General features: G+C 72.5%; 14 protein-coding genes. 8 read left to right on the forward strand and 6 right to left on the reverse strand.

Annotated elements, in window-relative coordinates; all coding sequences use genetic code 11:
- The first annotated feature begins 49 nt into the window (after positions 1-49).
- Genes ACIBHY_RS48335 through ACIBHY_RS48350 form a run of 4 tightly spaced genes read left to right on the forward strand, consistent with a single transcriptional unit; the run spans position 50 to position 3,603 of the window.
- A complete protein-coding gene (locus ACIBHY_RS48335) occupies positions 50-652 on the forward strand; it encodes a sigma-70 family RNA polymerase sigma factor (RefSeq protein WP_397250721.1) in 603 nt (200 codons plus the stop codon).
- Positions 636-1,784, forward strand: coding sequence for a hypothetical protein (locus tag ACIBHY_RS48340; protein WP_397310311.1), 1,149 nt, complete (start codon positions 636-638; stop codon positions 1,782-1,784). The genes ACIBHY_RS48335 and ACIBHY_RS48340 overlap by 17 nt, the downstream gene beginning before the upstream one ends.
- Positions 1,781-2,743, forward strand: coding sequence for an ABC transporter ATP-binding protein (locus ACIBHY_RS48345; RefSeq protein ID WP_397310312.1), 963 nt, complete (start codon positions 1,781-1,783; stop codon positions 2,741-2,743). Before ACIBHY_RS48340 ends, ACIBHY_RS48345 begins: the two co-directional genes overlap by 4 nt.
- The gene (locus ACIBHY_RS48350; protein ID WP_397250716.1) at positions 2,740-3,603 is read left to right on the forward strand and encodes an ABC transporter permease subunit; all 864 of its coding nucleotides are present in this window, start codon (positions 2,740-2,742) and stop codon (positions 3,601-3,603) included. The genes ACIBHY_RS48345 and ACIBHY_RS48350 overlap by 4 nt, the downstream gene beginning before the upstream one ends.
- A gap of 2 nt (positions 3,604-3,605) precedes the next feature.
- Here ACIBHY_RS48350 and ACIBHY_RS48355 read toward each other — a convergent pair whose 3' ends face one another.
- Positions 3,606-4,451 carry an alpha/beta fold hydrolase gene (locus ACIBHY_RS48355; RefSeq protein ID WP_397310313.1) on the reverse strand — a complete coding sequence of 282 codons (846 nt, stop codon included), beginning with the start codon at positions 4,449-4,451 and terminating at the stop codon, positions 3,606-3,608.
- Positions 4,448-5,029, reverse strand: coding sequence for a GNAT family N-acetyltransferase (locus ACIBHY_RS48360; protein ID WP_397310314.1), 582 nt, complete (start codon positions 5,027-5,029; stop codon positions 4,448-4,450). The genes ACIBHY_RS48355 and ACIBHY_RS48360 overlap by 4 nt, the downstream gene beginning before the upstream one ends.
- Before the next feature lie 104 nt (positions 5,030-5,133).
- Here ACIBHY_RS48360 and ACIBHY_RS48365 point away from each other — a divergent pair, with 104 nt between their 5' ends.
- Complete coding sequence (locus tag ACIBHY_RS48365) at positions 5,134-6,039, forward strand: GntR family transcriptional regulator (RefSeq protein ID WP_397310315.1); 906 nt, start codon at positions 5,134-5,136, stop codon at positions 6,037-6,039.
- Here the strand turns inward: ACIBHY_RS48365 and ACIBHY_RS48370 are convergent, their stop codons facing one another.
- Positions 6,040-6,573, reverse strand: coding sequence for a hypothetical protein (locus ACIBHY_RS48370; RefSeq protein WP_397250709.1), 534 nt, complete (start codon positions 6,571-6,573; stop codon positions 6,040-6,042). It lies immediately after the preceding gene.
- Between the two features lie 330 nt (positions 6,574-6,903).
- On the opposite strand from ACIBHY_RS48370, the gene ACIBHY_RS48375 reads away from it, so the two are divergent.
- Positions 6,904-8,172, forward strand: coding sequence for a DUF6585 family protein (locus ACIBHY_RS48375; protein ID WP_397250707.1), 1,269 nt, complete (start codon positions 6,904-6,906; stop codon positions 8,170-8,172).
- On the opposite strand, the gene ACIBHY_RS48380 is transcribed toward ACIBHY_RS48375, so the two are convergent.
- Genes ACIBHY_RS48380 through ACIBHY_RS48390 form a run of 3 tightly spaced genes read right to left on the reverse strand, consistent with a single transcriptional unit; the run spans position 8,154 to position 10,807 of the window.
- Complete coding sequence (locus tag ACIBHY_RS48380; protein WP_397310316.1) at positions 8,154-8,378, reverse strand: hypothetical protein; 225 nt, start codon at positions 8,376-8,378, stop codon at positions 8,154-8,156. The genes ACIBHY_RS48375 and ACIBHY_RS48380 overlap by 19 nt on opposite strands.
- 22 nt (positions 8,379-8,400) lie before the next feature.
- Positions 8,401-9,396, reverse strand: a complete 996-nt coding sequence (locus ACIBHY_RS48385; protein ID WP_397310317.1) for a methyltransferase — start codon at positions 9,394-9,396, stop codon at positions 8,401-8,403.
- Positions 9,397-9,454: 58 nt separating this feature from the next.
- Entirely contained in the window at positions 9,455-10,807 is a 1,353-nt protein-coding gene (locus tag ACIBHY_RS48390; protein WP_397310318.1) for a GntP family permease, read from the reverse strand.
- 125 nt (positions 10,808-10,932) lie between these two features.
- Between ACIBHY_RS48390 and ACIBHY_RS48395 the strand changes: the two genes are divergently transcribed.
- Together ACIBHY_RS48395 and ACIBHY_RS48400 are read left to right on the forward strand one after the other, a co-directional pair.
- A complete protein-coding gene (locus ACIBHY_RS48395; protein ID WP_397310319.1) occupies positions 10,933-11,817 on the forward strand; it encodes a LysR family transcriptional regulator in 885 nt (294 codons plus the stop codon).
- A gap of 81 nt (positions 11,818-11,898) precedes the next feature.
- The gene (locus tag ACIBHY_RS48400; protein ID WP_397310320.1) at positions 11,899-12,972 is read left to right on the forward strand and encodes a tartrate dehydrogenase; all 1,074 of its coding nucleotides are present in this window, start codon (positions 11,899-11,901) and stop codon (positions 12,970-12,972) included.
- The last annotated feature ends 9 nt before the right edge of the window (positions 12,973-12,981 follow it).

Here is a 12,981-nt window from a genome sequence, read left to right on the forward strand (position 1 = left end):
CCCGGTGTCACACGCGAGGCCCCGGCGGTGCTCTACAGATGTGAACGTTGTGAGGCATCGTAGGAGCGCATCGGCCGCGGTGGCCAGGCGGGCCGAGTGGAAGGGCGGCGCGGTGGTGTCGAGTCCCCCGGGCGTCCGGGCCGACCTCGAGCAGGTGTTCCGCACGGCCTATCCGCGCGTCGTCGCGGTCGCCGCCAGGGTGCTCGGCTCCCGGGACGAGGCGGAGGACGTGGCCCAGGAGGTGTTCCTGACGTTCGGGCGCTCCACGGTGCCCGCGGGGGAGGCGCTGGGCTGGTTGTCGGTGGCCGCGGCGCACACCGCGCTGAACCACCTGCGGACCGGCCGCCGCCGCGTCTCGCGCGAGGAGGCCGCCTCCCGTGCGGCCGGTTCGCGCGAAGAGGCCGCCGGTGAGGTCGTGAGCCCGGACGTCGCCGACGCGGTCGTCACCCGCGAGGAGCGCCGCCGCGTGCGCGAGGCGCTGGCGCGGCTGCCCCGCAGGCAGGCCGTCGCGCTCGTCCTGCGCCACAGCGGCCTCAGCTACGCCGAGGTCGCCGCCGTTCTCGACCTGTCCCCGGGCAGCGTGGGCACCACGGTGCGCCGCGCCGAGTCCGCTCTGCGCAAGGAGTTGAACCGTCATGCGCCATCCGAGTGACGGCACGCTGCGCCGGCTCCTCGACGAGCCCGCCGCGGTCGCCGACGCCGACCGCGAGCACGTCGCCGGCTGCCCGATCTGCCGGTCAGGACTGGCCGTCTTCCAGCGGGACGCGGCGCTCGTGGGCGCGGCGCTGAGCGCCACGCCTGACGCGGGCGCGGCCCTGGGCAGCACGCCCGGCGTGGACATGGCGCCGGGCGCCGCGCCCGGCGTGGACGTGGACGCGGCCTGGCGCCGCCTGTCCGGCGCTCTCGCCGCCGGGGCCGGGCAGGTCACGGCCCCGGCTCCGCCGCACCGGCGGAGGTGGAAGGCGCTGCGCAGCCCGGTGGCCGCCGTCGCCGGCGCCGCCGTCCTGGTGAGCGGGGTCACCGCCGCGGCCGCCGCGGAGTGGCTGCCGATCTTCCGCGCCGAGCAGATCACCCCGGTCGTCGCCCCGCGCGCCGACCTGGTGCGGATGCCCGACCTGTCCGACCTCGGCGACATGGAGATCACCGAGAGGATCGACATCCGGCAGGTCGCCGACGCCGCCGCCGCGAAGACGGCCACCGGCCTGTCCGTCCCGCGGGTGACCACGCTGCCGCGCGGCGTCACCGGGCAACCCACCTTCCACGTCGTCGGCCGGGTGGGCGCGACGCTCACGTTCTCGGCCGAGAAGACGGCCCGCACCGTGGCCTCGGGCGGCCGTACGCTGCCGCCCACGCTTCCCGGCCTGGACGGCAGCCGGTTCCGCCTGTCCGCCGGGCCCGCCGTGGCCGCGACCTGGTCGGCGGGCCGGCCGATGCCCGCCCTGGTCGTGGCGCGCGCGGTGCCGCCCACGGCGGAGTCCTCCGGCGTGCCGTTCCGGACGGCCCGCGACTACCTGCTGTCGCTGGGCGTCCTGCCGGAGAACGTGGCCGCGCAACTGCGCGCCTTCTCCGGCGACGGCACGACGCTGCCCCTGTTCACGATCATCGAGAAGACGACGAGCTCGGCCACCGACGTCGGCGGCGTACCGGCGACCCTGCTCGTCCCGCGCGACGGCACGATGGCGGCCGTCATCTGGATGGACCGCGGCGTCCTCACCGTGGTGGCCGGCTCCCTGAGCGCCGGCGAGGTGCTGTCGGTGGCCCGCGAGCTGAAGGTGGAACGATGATCGACGACACCGCTGCCCGGCTGCTCACCGAGCTGCCGCCCGCCGCCGCCGCGTGGGGTTCCGGCCTGCGCAAGCGTTACCGGCGCCGGACAGCCGTCGACGGCGTCTCCCTCAGCGTCGGCCGCGGCGAGGTGGTGGGCCTGCTCGGCCCGAACGGAGCGGGCAAGACCACCGTGATCAAGATGCTTCTCGGCCTGGTCCGGCCGGACGCGGGAGAGGTGCTCCTGCTCGGCCGGCCGTCCCACGACCCGCGGGCCCGCGGGCGCGTCGGCTACCTGCCGGAGCTGTTCCGCTACCAGCCATGGCTCACCGCCGCCGAGGTGCTGGACCTGCACGTGCGGCTGGCCGGCGTCATCGTCCCCGACCGGGATCGGCGTGAGTGCCTGGCGGCCGTCGGGCTCGCCGACCGCGCCGCGGATCGGGTGGGCGGCTTCTCCAAGGGCATGCAGCAGCGCCTCGGCCTGGCCGTCGCGCTGGTAGCCCGCCCCGAGCTCATCGTGCTCGACGAGCCGACCAGCGCACTCGACCCCATCGGCCGCGCCGACGTCCGCGATCTCCTGCTGTCCCTGAAGGCCCGCCAGGTCGCCGTCCTGCTCAACTCCCACCTCATCGGCGAGGTCGAGCGCGTGTGCGACCGGGCCGTCATCCTCGACAAGGGCCGGGTCGCCGCCTCGGGCACCCTCACCGAGCTGCTCGGCGGCCGCGAGCTGCGGCTGCGTCTCGGCGGGGTGAGTCAGGAAGCGGAGGTACGGCTGGCCGCCGCCGGCCGCGTGCACCGCGCCGGGGAGGCGTACACCGTCGAGCTGCCCGCGGAACAGGACCCCGCCACCGTGCCGGACCTCGTCGCCGACCTGGTCGCCCTCGGGGTGCGCGTGCACGCGGTCGAACCCGGCCGGGTCACCCTCGAAGAACGCCTCCTCGACATCGTCCGCGCCGACCAGGCGGAGGAAAGCCGATGAACACCACGATCGTGCTCACCCTCGCCGCCCTCACCATCAAGGAGTCGTCCCGCCGCAAGGTGCTGCGCGCGCTGGCCCTGCTGACCGTCGTGCTGCTGGGGCTCAGCGCGTGGGGATTCTCCCTGATGATCACGGTCGAGTTCGACGGCGGCGTGATGACCACCGGGGAGGCCAAGCTGGTGGCCTCCCAGATGCTCAACCTGGTGATGTTCGGCATCAGCCTGATCGCCGCGCTGGGCACCGCCTTCCTCGCCGGCCCCACGCTGGCCGGCGAGATCGAGTCGGGCATCGCGCTGGCGGTGCTGGCCCGCCCGGTGCACCGCTGGGCGGTGCTGCTGGGCAAGTGGCTGGGCCTGGTCGTGTTCGGCAGCGGCTTCGTGGTCGTGGCGGGGCTGGCCCAGTTCCTCATCGTCCGGTTCATCGTGGGCTACTGGCCGCCGCAGCCGGTGACCGGCCTCGCGCTGCTCGCGGCCCAGACGACGGTGCTGCTCACCCTCGGCCTGCTGCTGTCCACGGCCGTCTCGCCGATGGCCTCGGGCATCGTGGCCGTCGGCCTGTTCGGCGCCACCTGGATCGCGGGCGTGGTCGGCGGCGTCGGGCTGGCCCTCGGCAACGAGGGGGTGGCCAGGATCGGCGTCGTCTCCCAGATCCTGCTGCCGACGGACGGGCTGTGGCGCGGAGCCATGAACGCCTTCCAGGACCCGATCGTGCTGGCCCGCTTCGGCGGACCGGCTCTGGAGGGCGGTTTCCCGTTCCTGAGCAACGCCCCGCTGACTCCGGCGTACCTGGCGTGGACCGCCGTCTGGGTCGTCCTCGTCCTGGGCCTGGCCGCCCTCTCCTTCCGCCGCCGCGACCTCTGAACTCAGCGGCCGGCGAGCTCGGAGAAGATCTCCACCAGCTCCGGCCGGTCGAACGGGCCGACATGCGGCGCCGCGACACTGCGCACGTCGGTCGGGTTGCCCGGGGTGAGGCGGTCGGCCTCGGCGATGAACCGGTCCTGCAGCGCGAGCGGAATCAGCCGGTCGAGGGTGAGGCGTATGTAGGTCCGGGGGATGCGGCCCCAGGTGTGCGCTTCACCTCGCGCCTCGGCCGGCGGAATGCTCGCGCTCTCGTCCGGTTCGAGGGCGTTGAGCAGCCGGCTCACGCCTTCGTCGGTGAAGTCCGCTGCCAGGGCCTGCTTGACGGCCTGGAACAGCGCCGGGTCGGCCGAGCGCCAGTTGATCCTGGTCACCCCGAGGACCGCGGGGTCGGCGACCACGGCGGCGCTCAGCAGGTGGACCAGGCTGTCCCTGTTCTCCGGCGTGTCGAGGTAGGCGGCCAGGTTCGGCAGGTCCACGCAGCAGTAGGCGGCGACGTAGACGACCCGGTCGAGCAGGTCGGGGATGGCGTTGCCGACCCGGCTGACGGTGACGCCGCCCTGGCTCATGCCGGCCAGGATCACCGGCCCGTGGCGGCGGGCGCGGCGTACGACGTCCGCGACGCGCTCGACGTAGTCGTCGATGGTGATCTCGGCGAGGGGGGACGGTTCGGTGGCCAGCGCCCGCAGGTCCTGCGGGGCCTGGTAGGAGCGGGGGTAGAAGGCCTCCTGGCCGTGTCCCGGCAGGTCGACGGCCACGCACCGGTGCCCGCGCAGGGTGAGCTCGGTGGTCAGGCCCGTGGCCCAGGCGGAGGAGGAGTTGGTGCCGTGGATGAACACGAGGGTGGTCATGGTCGTTCTCTCCCTTGGCTGGGGTTGGGTTCGCGCCACATCGGCCACAGCGGCGGGCTGCCGGCCACGTGAACCGGCTCGCCGAGATCCTCGAAGCCGTGGCGCCGGTAGAGGGCGCGGCTGCGGGCCGAACTCGCCTCCAGGTAGGCGGGCAGCGCGTCGGCGTCCGCTCGTTCGAGCCGGTGCCGGAGCATCGCCGAGCCGAGCCCGGCGCCCTGCCACGCGGTGACCACTCCCATGCAGGGGAGGTAGAGGTGCCGCCGGCCTTTGGGGTGGCGTGGGGCCAGCGCTTGGCCGAGGGCCCGAAGCCGCTCGCCGCCGCCAGGCTCCTCCCCGGGCGTGTGGCCGGCGGGCAGGGTCAGCCAGATCGCGGCGCCCGCGCCGCCACCGGCCAGGTACGCCTCGGCGGTGGGGCGGGTGAGCAGGTGGCGGTAGTAGTGCGCCTGGACGGGCCCAGGTGGGCCGAGCCAGCGGACGAGGGGGTCGTCCGTGAACGCCTCGGTGAGAACGTCCAGCACCGCCTGCCGGTCCGCCTCCTGTGCCCGCCGCACGGCTGCGTACGGTGTATCAGCTGTCATGACTGAAGCGTATTCGCCTGCCGTCAACGTGCGCATATTTCCAGAAGTTGGCAGGCGAAAGTGCACTAGTGTCAAGGGCGATTGAACTAGTACACTCCAGCGTCATGCCGACCCAGCGGCCGGAACCGCCCTACCGGCACATCGCGGCGGAGATCCGCGCCCGGATCGTCGACGGCCGCCTGCGGCCCGGCGAACGGGTGCCGTCGATCCGGGAGATCGCCCGGCGATGGGGCGTCGCGGTCGCCACCGCGACCAGGGTGATGGCCACCCTGCGCGACGAAGGGCTGGTCGAGACGAAGGTCGGCGCCGGCACGGTGGTCAGCGGCCGCACGGGCCTGAAGCGGCAGCCGGGACCACGGCAGGCGCTGGACGGCAAGCAGACCCTCCGCGCCGCCATCGCGATCGCCGACGCGGAGGGCCTCGACGCCGTGTCCATGCGACGGCTCGCGGCCGAACTCGGCGTCGGCCCGATGTCGCTCTACCGGCACGTGTCGAGCAAGGACGAACTGGTGACGCAGATGACCGACGAGGTCTTCGGCGAACAGGAGCTCCCCGACCCGGGGCCGGACGGCTGGCGGGCCAAGCTCGAACTGATCTCCCGCCTGCAGTGGGAGCTGTGCCGGCGACACCTCTGGCTGCCCCGGGCCGTCTCCTTCACCCGTCCTTTGCTGGTGCCCAACGTGATGGCGTACACCGAATGGACCCTGCGCGCGCTGGACGGGCTCGGACTGCCCATGACGATCCGGATTCGCGAGGCCCTGACGCTGCACGCGCTGGTTCTCACCGTCGCGCTGTCCATGGCCGAGGAGATCGAGGCCGAGCAGGAGACCGGCGTGACCCTCGACCGGTGGTGGCTCACCCAGCGCAAAAGGGCCGACGACCTCCTGCGTTCCGGACGGTTCCCGCTGCTGGCCACGCTGGCCGACGACGAGGTGGCGGACGCCGACGGCCTGTTCGAGTACGGTCTGGCCCGCCACCTCGACGGCTTCGCCACCCTGATCGATCGTTGATCAGACGGTGCGCTTGGCCCAGAAGTGGCCCCCGATCTGCGCGAACTGCGACACCGGAACGGCACTGGACGACTGGCTCTGGCCGAGGTGCCGGAGCGTCTGGACGTTCTTCGTCGGCAGCGTGCCACCCGGGCCGACCACGGCGGTCGGGTGGAACCACTTCTGGCGGTCGCTGTTGTCACAGGTCGCCACGGTGACGTTCACCGCGTCCTTGGCGGTCAGGCACAGCGGAGCGCCGCTGCCGATGCTGGCCCGCAGGGTGTAGATGAACGCACTCTGCCCGCCCCCGGACGAGACGGTGGCCGTCTGCGCCCACTGGCCGAAGCCGCTGTTCGTGTCGCTCCTCAGCACGACGTCCGCCCCGTTGAAACTGGCGGAGGCCGTGAGCACCGTCCTGGCGTTGTCCCCCCGATACTCCAGCTCCTTGAACACCTCGGCGTGCGCCGGAGAGGCGACGAGCGCGCCGATCCCCGACAGGCTCACCGCGGTGAGCGTCAGCGCGACGGAGCGGCGCAGGTTGTGTGATGCGGACATGAGAAAGGAACCCCCTGGTGATGTCCCTTGAGACCGATCGGCTCAAGGCGGCATCAGTACACAGCCGGGGCCACATCGCGGTCAGCGCACAAATACCACTTCACCCGCCAGGCACACGAGACGTACATCACACCCGGCCGGGTGCGCCGCCTGGGCCGGGGCGGGAGGGAGATCACAGGGGGAGTTCTGGCCTGTGGCCCGATTTGACTGGAAATGTTAGATCATAGGCTCGTGAATGATCAGATCAGGGACATAGCCGCCCGAAATGGACTTGGTAGGCCTGAGGCGGTCTATGGGCCCGCGGATGGGGGAACTCCCTGGGATCGGGAGTTGCACCTCTTCGAGCACGGGCTGGTCGTCCGGTTGCCGGACGGGCGGGTTCAGGGGCTCCGGTGGGAGTCGGTGACGGTGCTGAAGGACGTCATCGATCCGTTCCGGAGTGTGTACTCGCTGACCGACGGGGGCTCGGCGCCCGTGGTGATCGACGGGTTCGAACGGCCGGAGCAGTGGGGGCCCGCCATTCACGGGGCGGTCCTGCGGGCGCACATGCCGCAGGCGCGGGCGGCGCTGCAGGCGGGCAACACCGTGGCCTTCGGGGAGATCGCGGCGACCCAGCAGGCGTTGCTCACCCCGACCGGCGTGGTGCCGTGGGCGGAGATCAGCGAGATCGGCGTCGAGAACGGCGTCGCCTCGATCAAGGTACGGCAGCAGTGGCGGCCCCTCACCACCACCCATGTCCGCGACCTCCCGAACTTCCTGGTCCTGTTCACACTCGTCGAGGAGCTCAAGGGAGGGGCCCCCGCCTCGGGTTCCCGGCTGGGCTGGGTGGTCGGCGGGGTCGTGAGCTTCCTGGTCATCGCCCTGGTGGCCGGCGGGATCGTCGTTGTCAAACGCCTGGTCAAGACGGGTGTCCGCGAGGGGATCACCGCCGCGCAGGAGACGCCCACGCCCACGCCGTCCGACACGGCCTCGGCCACTCCGCAGCCCTCGGAGACGTACACGCCGACGACCGAGCCGACCCCGACCGAGGAGCCGTTCGACGCGGGCTCGCTCGACGACGAGGACACCGACCAGACCCCGATCACGACCGGCGCGCTGCTCGCCGACACCTTCACCACCCGCAAGGGCGTGCGCTACAACCTCAAGGGGACCCGGTCGGACGACTGTCCCGCCTGGTTCCAGGAAGGGCGGGTGCGGACCTTGCTGCGCAGCGCGCGCTGCAAGGAGATGATCTCGGGCGTCTACGCCAGCGCGAACTCGACGAAGAACAACCGGATCATGGTCGTGATCCGGGTCATCCCGTTCAAGGACTCGAGCACCGCCAAGCGCACGTTCAACAAGCTACCGGCCGGTTCCCGGGACTGGGGCTTCATGTGCCCGCTGAAGGGCCCGGGGTCCGGCCTGTGCGCGAACGGCCGCGGTAGCTGGTCCTCGGCGTACATCTGGGGCTGGACTCAGCACAACCACCGCTACGTCATCGCGACCCTGGCCCTGTACGAGAACCTCGCCGACGGCAGCAGCACCAAGCCGTGGCTCACCGACGCGTCGAAGGCGGCGCTGGAGGCGGCCGGCCCCATGGTCTACCACGACACCAACTGAACCTGAGTGCCGCAGAAGGAGCCGAGCGCGCGGTGGAGTCCGGCGCGGTGCGGCCGGTGCAGGTCGCGCCGTGCGGAGATCCGGAACGCGGCCCAGGCCAGCCTCCGTTCGCACGAGGGACGCGCGCGAGCCCGTTCCGCGGCCTTGATCGCCTTCAGCATGTGCACGGTGATCCTGTCGAGCCGCGGGCGGATCTCGGTGCGCACGTCGGGGCGGTGGGCGGGCCGCTCAACGGTAGAGCACCAGGACGAGGTGGCCGAGCGGGGTGTCGTGGAGGCCGGCGATCTGGAGCCCGGCCCCCGCGGCGAGGGTGGTGTAGTCCTCGACGGTCCGCTCGCGCCCGCCGCTGAGAACGAGCATGCGCAGGTCCATCTCGGCGACCATGGCCGGATCGGCGCGCTGCTCGATGACGACCACCCGTCCGTCCGGCCCGGCCGCGTCGGCGCACCGCCGCAGGATCCGCCGGGCGTCGTCGTCGCTCCAGTCGTGGATGACCCGCCTGAGCACGTACGCGTCGCCGCCGGCCGGCAGCGGGTCGAAGAAGCTCTGGCCCGCGAACGAGCACCGCGACTCCAGGCCCAGTCCGGCGAGGTGCCGCCGGCCGCGTTCCACGGTGTCGGGCAGGTCCACGAGCGTGCCCCGCAGATCCGGGAAGGCGCCCAGCACCTCGGCCAGCAACATCCCGCTCCCGCCGCCGACATCGACCACATGCCGCGCGCCGGACCAGTCGTAGCCCCCGGCCGCGTCGGCGAGGTACTCGGCCCCGTCCGCCATCATCGCGTCGAACGTCGCGCTCATCCGCGGATGAGCCGCCAGATAGGACCAGATGTCCGCGCCGAAGACCGTCTCCCACGCCGGCAGCCCGGTGCGGACCGTGTGCAGCAGGCCGGTGAACGCCACGTCCATCTGCCCGCCGAACCCGTCCAGGTCGAGCCGTGCCCGCATCCCGGACGGATGGCCGGAGGCCAGCAGCGCGGCGGGCCCGTTGACGGCGAACCTGCCCGGCTCCGGCTCGGCGAAGACACCCCTGCCGACCAGGTGACGCAGCAGGCGTACCAGAGCATCGGGGTCGGCGCCCGAACGGCGGGCCAGCTCGTGCACGGACACCGGCTCGTCGCCCATCAGGTCGCTCAGCCGCAGTGTGGCCGCGACCCGCACCGCCATCGGGGTGACCAGGTCCGTCACCGGCGCCAGCACCGCCCACGCCTCTTCCCACGCTGTCATGGCCGGGTGCCCTTCTCGCGAGATCAAGCCCCGAGCGTACTCCCGAAGCCCTTCGTGATCACAGGGCCGCCAGCAGCAGGATGAGCGGCAGCGAGATGACCGACGACAGCGACATCGCCAGCGAGTGGGTCTTGAACGTGCCGCGCGTCGACAGCCCCAGCATGGTCTGGAACATCCAGAAGAAGTTGCTGCTCACGTGCGGCAGGAACAACGCGCCGGAACCGGCGGCCAGCGCCACGAACACCAGTGGCGTGTCCAGCGAACCGGCCAGCGGCGCCAGGATCCCGGCCGCGGTGATCGCGGCGACCGAGATCGAGCCGAGCGCGATGTGCAGCACCGCGGCCACCAGCCAGACCAGGATCAGCGGCGGCAGGAAGTTCGAGCCGAACGCGCCGCCGAGCACCTTGGCCAGCCCGGAACCCTCGATGACCGCCCCGAGCGAGCCGCTGATGCCCGACAGCACGAGGATCGGCCCGCACGAGGACAACCCCTGTCCCATGGCGGCGTGGATCTCCGCGCGGGAGTGCGTGCGGAGCGTCAGCAGGTACGACGCGGTCGCCCCGGCGAACATGGCGACCACCGGATCGGTCACGAAGCCGAGCACCGGCGAGGTCCAGCCGAGGTTGCCGGCCAGCGCGCCGAGCGCGATGAGCATCAGGGTGGCGACGACGGGCAGCAGCGACACCCCCAGCCCAGCCTTGGTCTCCTGCCTGACCAGCACGGATCCGGCGGCCGAGCCGCCGTCACCGGCCGGCTCCTCGTCGGGGATCTCGTCCAGGGCCGGGTCCCAGCGCAGGGCGCGCGGGGTGAGCAGGGCGAAGACCAGCATGGTGAGCACCGCGGTCGGCAGGCCGACGATCAGCCCGTACCAGAACATCTGGCCGAGCGGCACGTCCAGCAGCCCGGCCACGGCCAGCGCCGCCACGCCCGGCACCACGAACACCAGCCCGACCTCGATCCCGGCGGTCAGCGCCCCGCCCATCAACGCCTTGCCGTCGCGTCCCAGGCGCGGGCCGAGGCGGCGGGCCAGCGGCGCGGTCAGCACGAGCAGCACGTCGGAGTAGATCGAGGTGAACAGCGAGCTGAGCGACACCGCGAACACGTACGGGATGCTCCGTTCGCCGAAGATCCGCAGCATCAGCTCGATCAGCCGGCGCAGCGCGTCGGTCAGCGTCAGCAGCGAGCCCATCAGCACGCCGAATGTGACCAGCAGCCCGATGTCGGCCATCACCTCCCCGAACCCGGCGGTGATCGCCTTGGTGGTGCCTTCGGCCCCGACGCCGGTGGTCAGCCCGAGGAAGATCGTGCCCAGGAGCAGCGCGATGACGGGCGGGATCTTCCAGGCGGTGATGGTGACGATGACGCCCAGGATGGCGACGCCGGTCATCGTCAGGAGCAGAGCGTTGCTCACAGTGGCCCTCCTCGGGGGGTGACGGGGCAATCCCCAGTCAGGCAGGCCACCCGGCATACTGTCCACGATGAACTTTGTCGTTCTTCCATAGGCAGCGCCTATGGAACCGGGGTGCGGAGACGGACGTGGACGCTCGCCAGCTGGCCTATTTCCTCGCCGTCGTCGACCACGGCGGCGTGCAGCGCGCGGCCGAGGAGCTGTGGGTGGCCCAGCCCTCGGTCTCCCAGGCGATCAAGAAACTGGAGCGCGGCCTGGGCACCCCGCTGTTTCGCCGGTACGGCCGGCGCCTCGTGCTCACCCCCGCGGGCGAGGCCCTGGTCACCCCGGCCCGCCAGGTCACCCGCTGGCTGGCGGCGGCGGACGAGAGCGTGGCCGCGGTGGAACGCCTGCTGGCCGGCAAGCTGACCATCGCCGCCATGCCCAGCCAGGCGGTCAGCCCGCTGACCGAACTGGTCGCCGCCTTCCGCCGCCTGCACCCGGGCGTGCAGGTCTCCGTACGGGCCGCCGACCGCCCGGCCGACGTCGCCGCCGCCCTGCGGACCGGAACCGCGGAACTCGGCCTCATCGCCACGCTCGGACGCCCCGGCCCCGACCCCGAGCTGGTCGTGCACCCGGTGGACGAGCAGTCGTTCGTCCTGGTCGCGCAGGACGCAGCCGACCTGCCCGAGGGCGACGAGCCCGTCGCGCCCGCGCTGCTGAGCGGCGCCCGGCTCATCGTCGGCCAGCCCGGAACCGGGATGCGCAGGGCCGCCGACCAGATCCTGGCCGCCGCGCCAGGGGCCGCGATCGCCGTCGAGATGGAGCACCGCGAGGCGCTGCTGCCGCTCGTCCTGGCCGGGGTCGGCATCGCCGTGGTCGCGGCCTCGTGGCGGCGGCTGGCCGAGCCGATGGGGCTGGTCGTGCGCGACCTGGCGCTGGAGGAGGTGCTGCACGTCTCGCTGGTGCACCGCACCGAGCCGGTCAGCGCCCTGGCCCGCGCCTTCGTCGCGGCGATACAGCGGGCGATATAGGGGGCGATATAGCGAACGCCTATACGACGGCCACGATCCTCGTCTTGGACCCCGGCCCGCCGGTTCCGGCTCAATGGCGCCATGACCTCCCACCGCATCGCCCTCATTCCCGGCGACGGGATCGGCATCGAGGTGCTGCCCGCCGCGACCGCCGTCCTCGATGCCGTCGGCCGCAGGCACGGCTTCACGCTGGGCTACGACACCTTCGACTGGTCGTGCGAACGCCACGAGCGCGAGGGCGCGATGATGCCGGCCGACGGCCTGGACCGCATCCGCCACCACGACGCCATCCTGCTCGGCGCCGTCGGGCGGCCGGGCGTGCCGGACCACGTGTCCTTGTGGGGACTGCTGATCCCGATCCGCCGGGCCTTCCGCCAGTACGTCAACCTGCGGCCCATCACGACCCTGGACGGCGTGGCGGGACCGCTGCGCGCCGCGGAGGGCGTGGACCTCGTCGTGGTGCGCGAGAACGTCGAAGGTGAGTACTCCGAGATCGGCGGCCGGCTCAACCGCGGCTTCCCCGAGGAGATGGCGGTCCAGGAGTCCGTGTTCACCAGGGCGGGCGTCATCCGGGTGGTGGACTACGCCTTCGACCTGGCCGCCCGCCGCCGCGGCGTCCTGACCTCCGCCACCAAGTCCAACGGCATCATCCACACCATGCCCTTCTGGGACGAGCTCGTCAGGGAACGCGCGCGGCCCGAGGTGTCCTGGAACCAGGAGCACATCGACGCGCTCGCCGCGAAGATCGTCCTGAGGCCGGGGGAGTTCGACGTGATCGTGGCCTCCAACCTGTTCGGCGACATCCTGAGCGACCTGGCCGCGGCCGTCGCCGGCGGCATCGGCCTGGCCCCGGCCGCCAACCTCAACCCGGAGCGCGACTTCCCGTCGATGTTCGAGCCGGTGCACGGCTCGGCCCCCGACATCGCGGGGACCGGCGTCGCGAACCCCGTCGGCGCCCTCTGGTCGGCGGCCATGATGCTCGACCACCTGGGCCACGCCGAGGCCGGTGACGAGGTGCGCGCCGCCTTCCGCGCGGTCCTCGCCGAGACCCCGGTACGCACCCCCGACCTGGGCGGCGGCGCCACGACCAAGGAGTTCACCGCCGAGGTGCTGAACCGCCTCGGGACGGGAGGAGGCCGCCCGCGCCAGGCGTGAGCGGCCTCG

Origin of the sequence: Nonomuraea sp. NPDC050547, assembly GCF_044457345.1 — a bacterium.
GTDB lineage: Bacteria > Actinomycetota > Actinomycetes > Streptosporangiales > Streptosporangiaceae > Nonomuraea.

Bases quoted from the DNA above. Each gene is read 5' to 3' on its own strand.
- ACIBHY_RS48365 (WP_397310315.1), top strand. From the start codon at position 5,134: ATGCCGACCCAGCGGCCGGAACCGCCCTACCGGCACATCGCGGCGGAG.
- ACIBHY_RS48350 (WP_397250716.1), top strand. From the start codon at position 2,740: ATGAACACCACGATCGTGCTCACCCTCGCCGCCCTCACCATCAAGGAG.
- ACIBHY_RS48360 (WP_397310314.1), bottom strand. From the start codon at position 5,029: ATGACAGCTGATACACCGTACGCAGCCGTGCGGCGGGCACAGGAGGCG.
- ACIBHY_RS48400 (WP_397310320.1), top strand. From the start codon at position 11,899: ATGACCTCCCACCGCATCGCCCTCATTCCCGGCGACGGGATCGGCATC.
- ACIBHY_RS48345 (WP_397310312.1), top strand. From the start codon at position 1,781: ATGATCGACGACACCGCTGCCCGGCTGCTCACCGAGCTGCCGCCCGCC.
- ACIBHY_RS48340 (WP_397310311.1), top strand. From the start codon at position 636: ATGCGCCATCCGAGTGACGGCACGCTGCGCCGGCTCCTCGACGAGCCC.
- ACIBHY_RS48355 (WP_397310313.1), bottom strand. From the start codon at position 4,451: ATGACCACCCTCGTGTTCATCCACGGCACCAACTCCTCCTCCGCCTGG.
- ACIBHY_RS48385 (WP_397310317.1), bottom strand. From the start codon at position 9,396: ATGACAGCGTGGGAAGAGGCGTGGGCGGTGCTGGCGCCGGTGACGGAC.
- ACIBHY_RS48370 (WP_397250709.1), bottom strand. From the start codon at position 6,573: ATGTCCGCATCACACAACCTGCGCCGCTCCGTCGCGCTGACGCTCACC.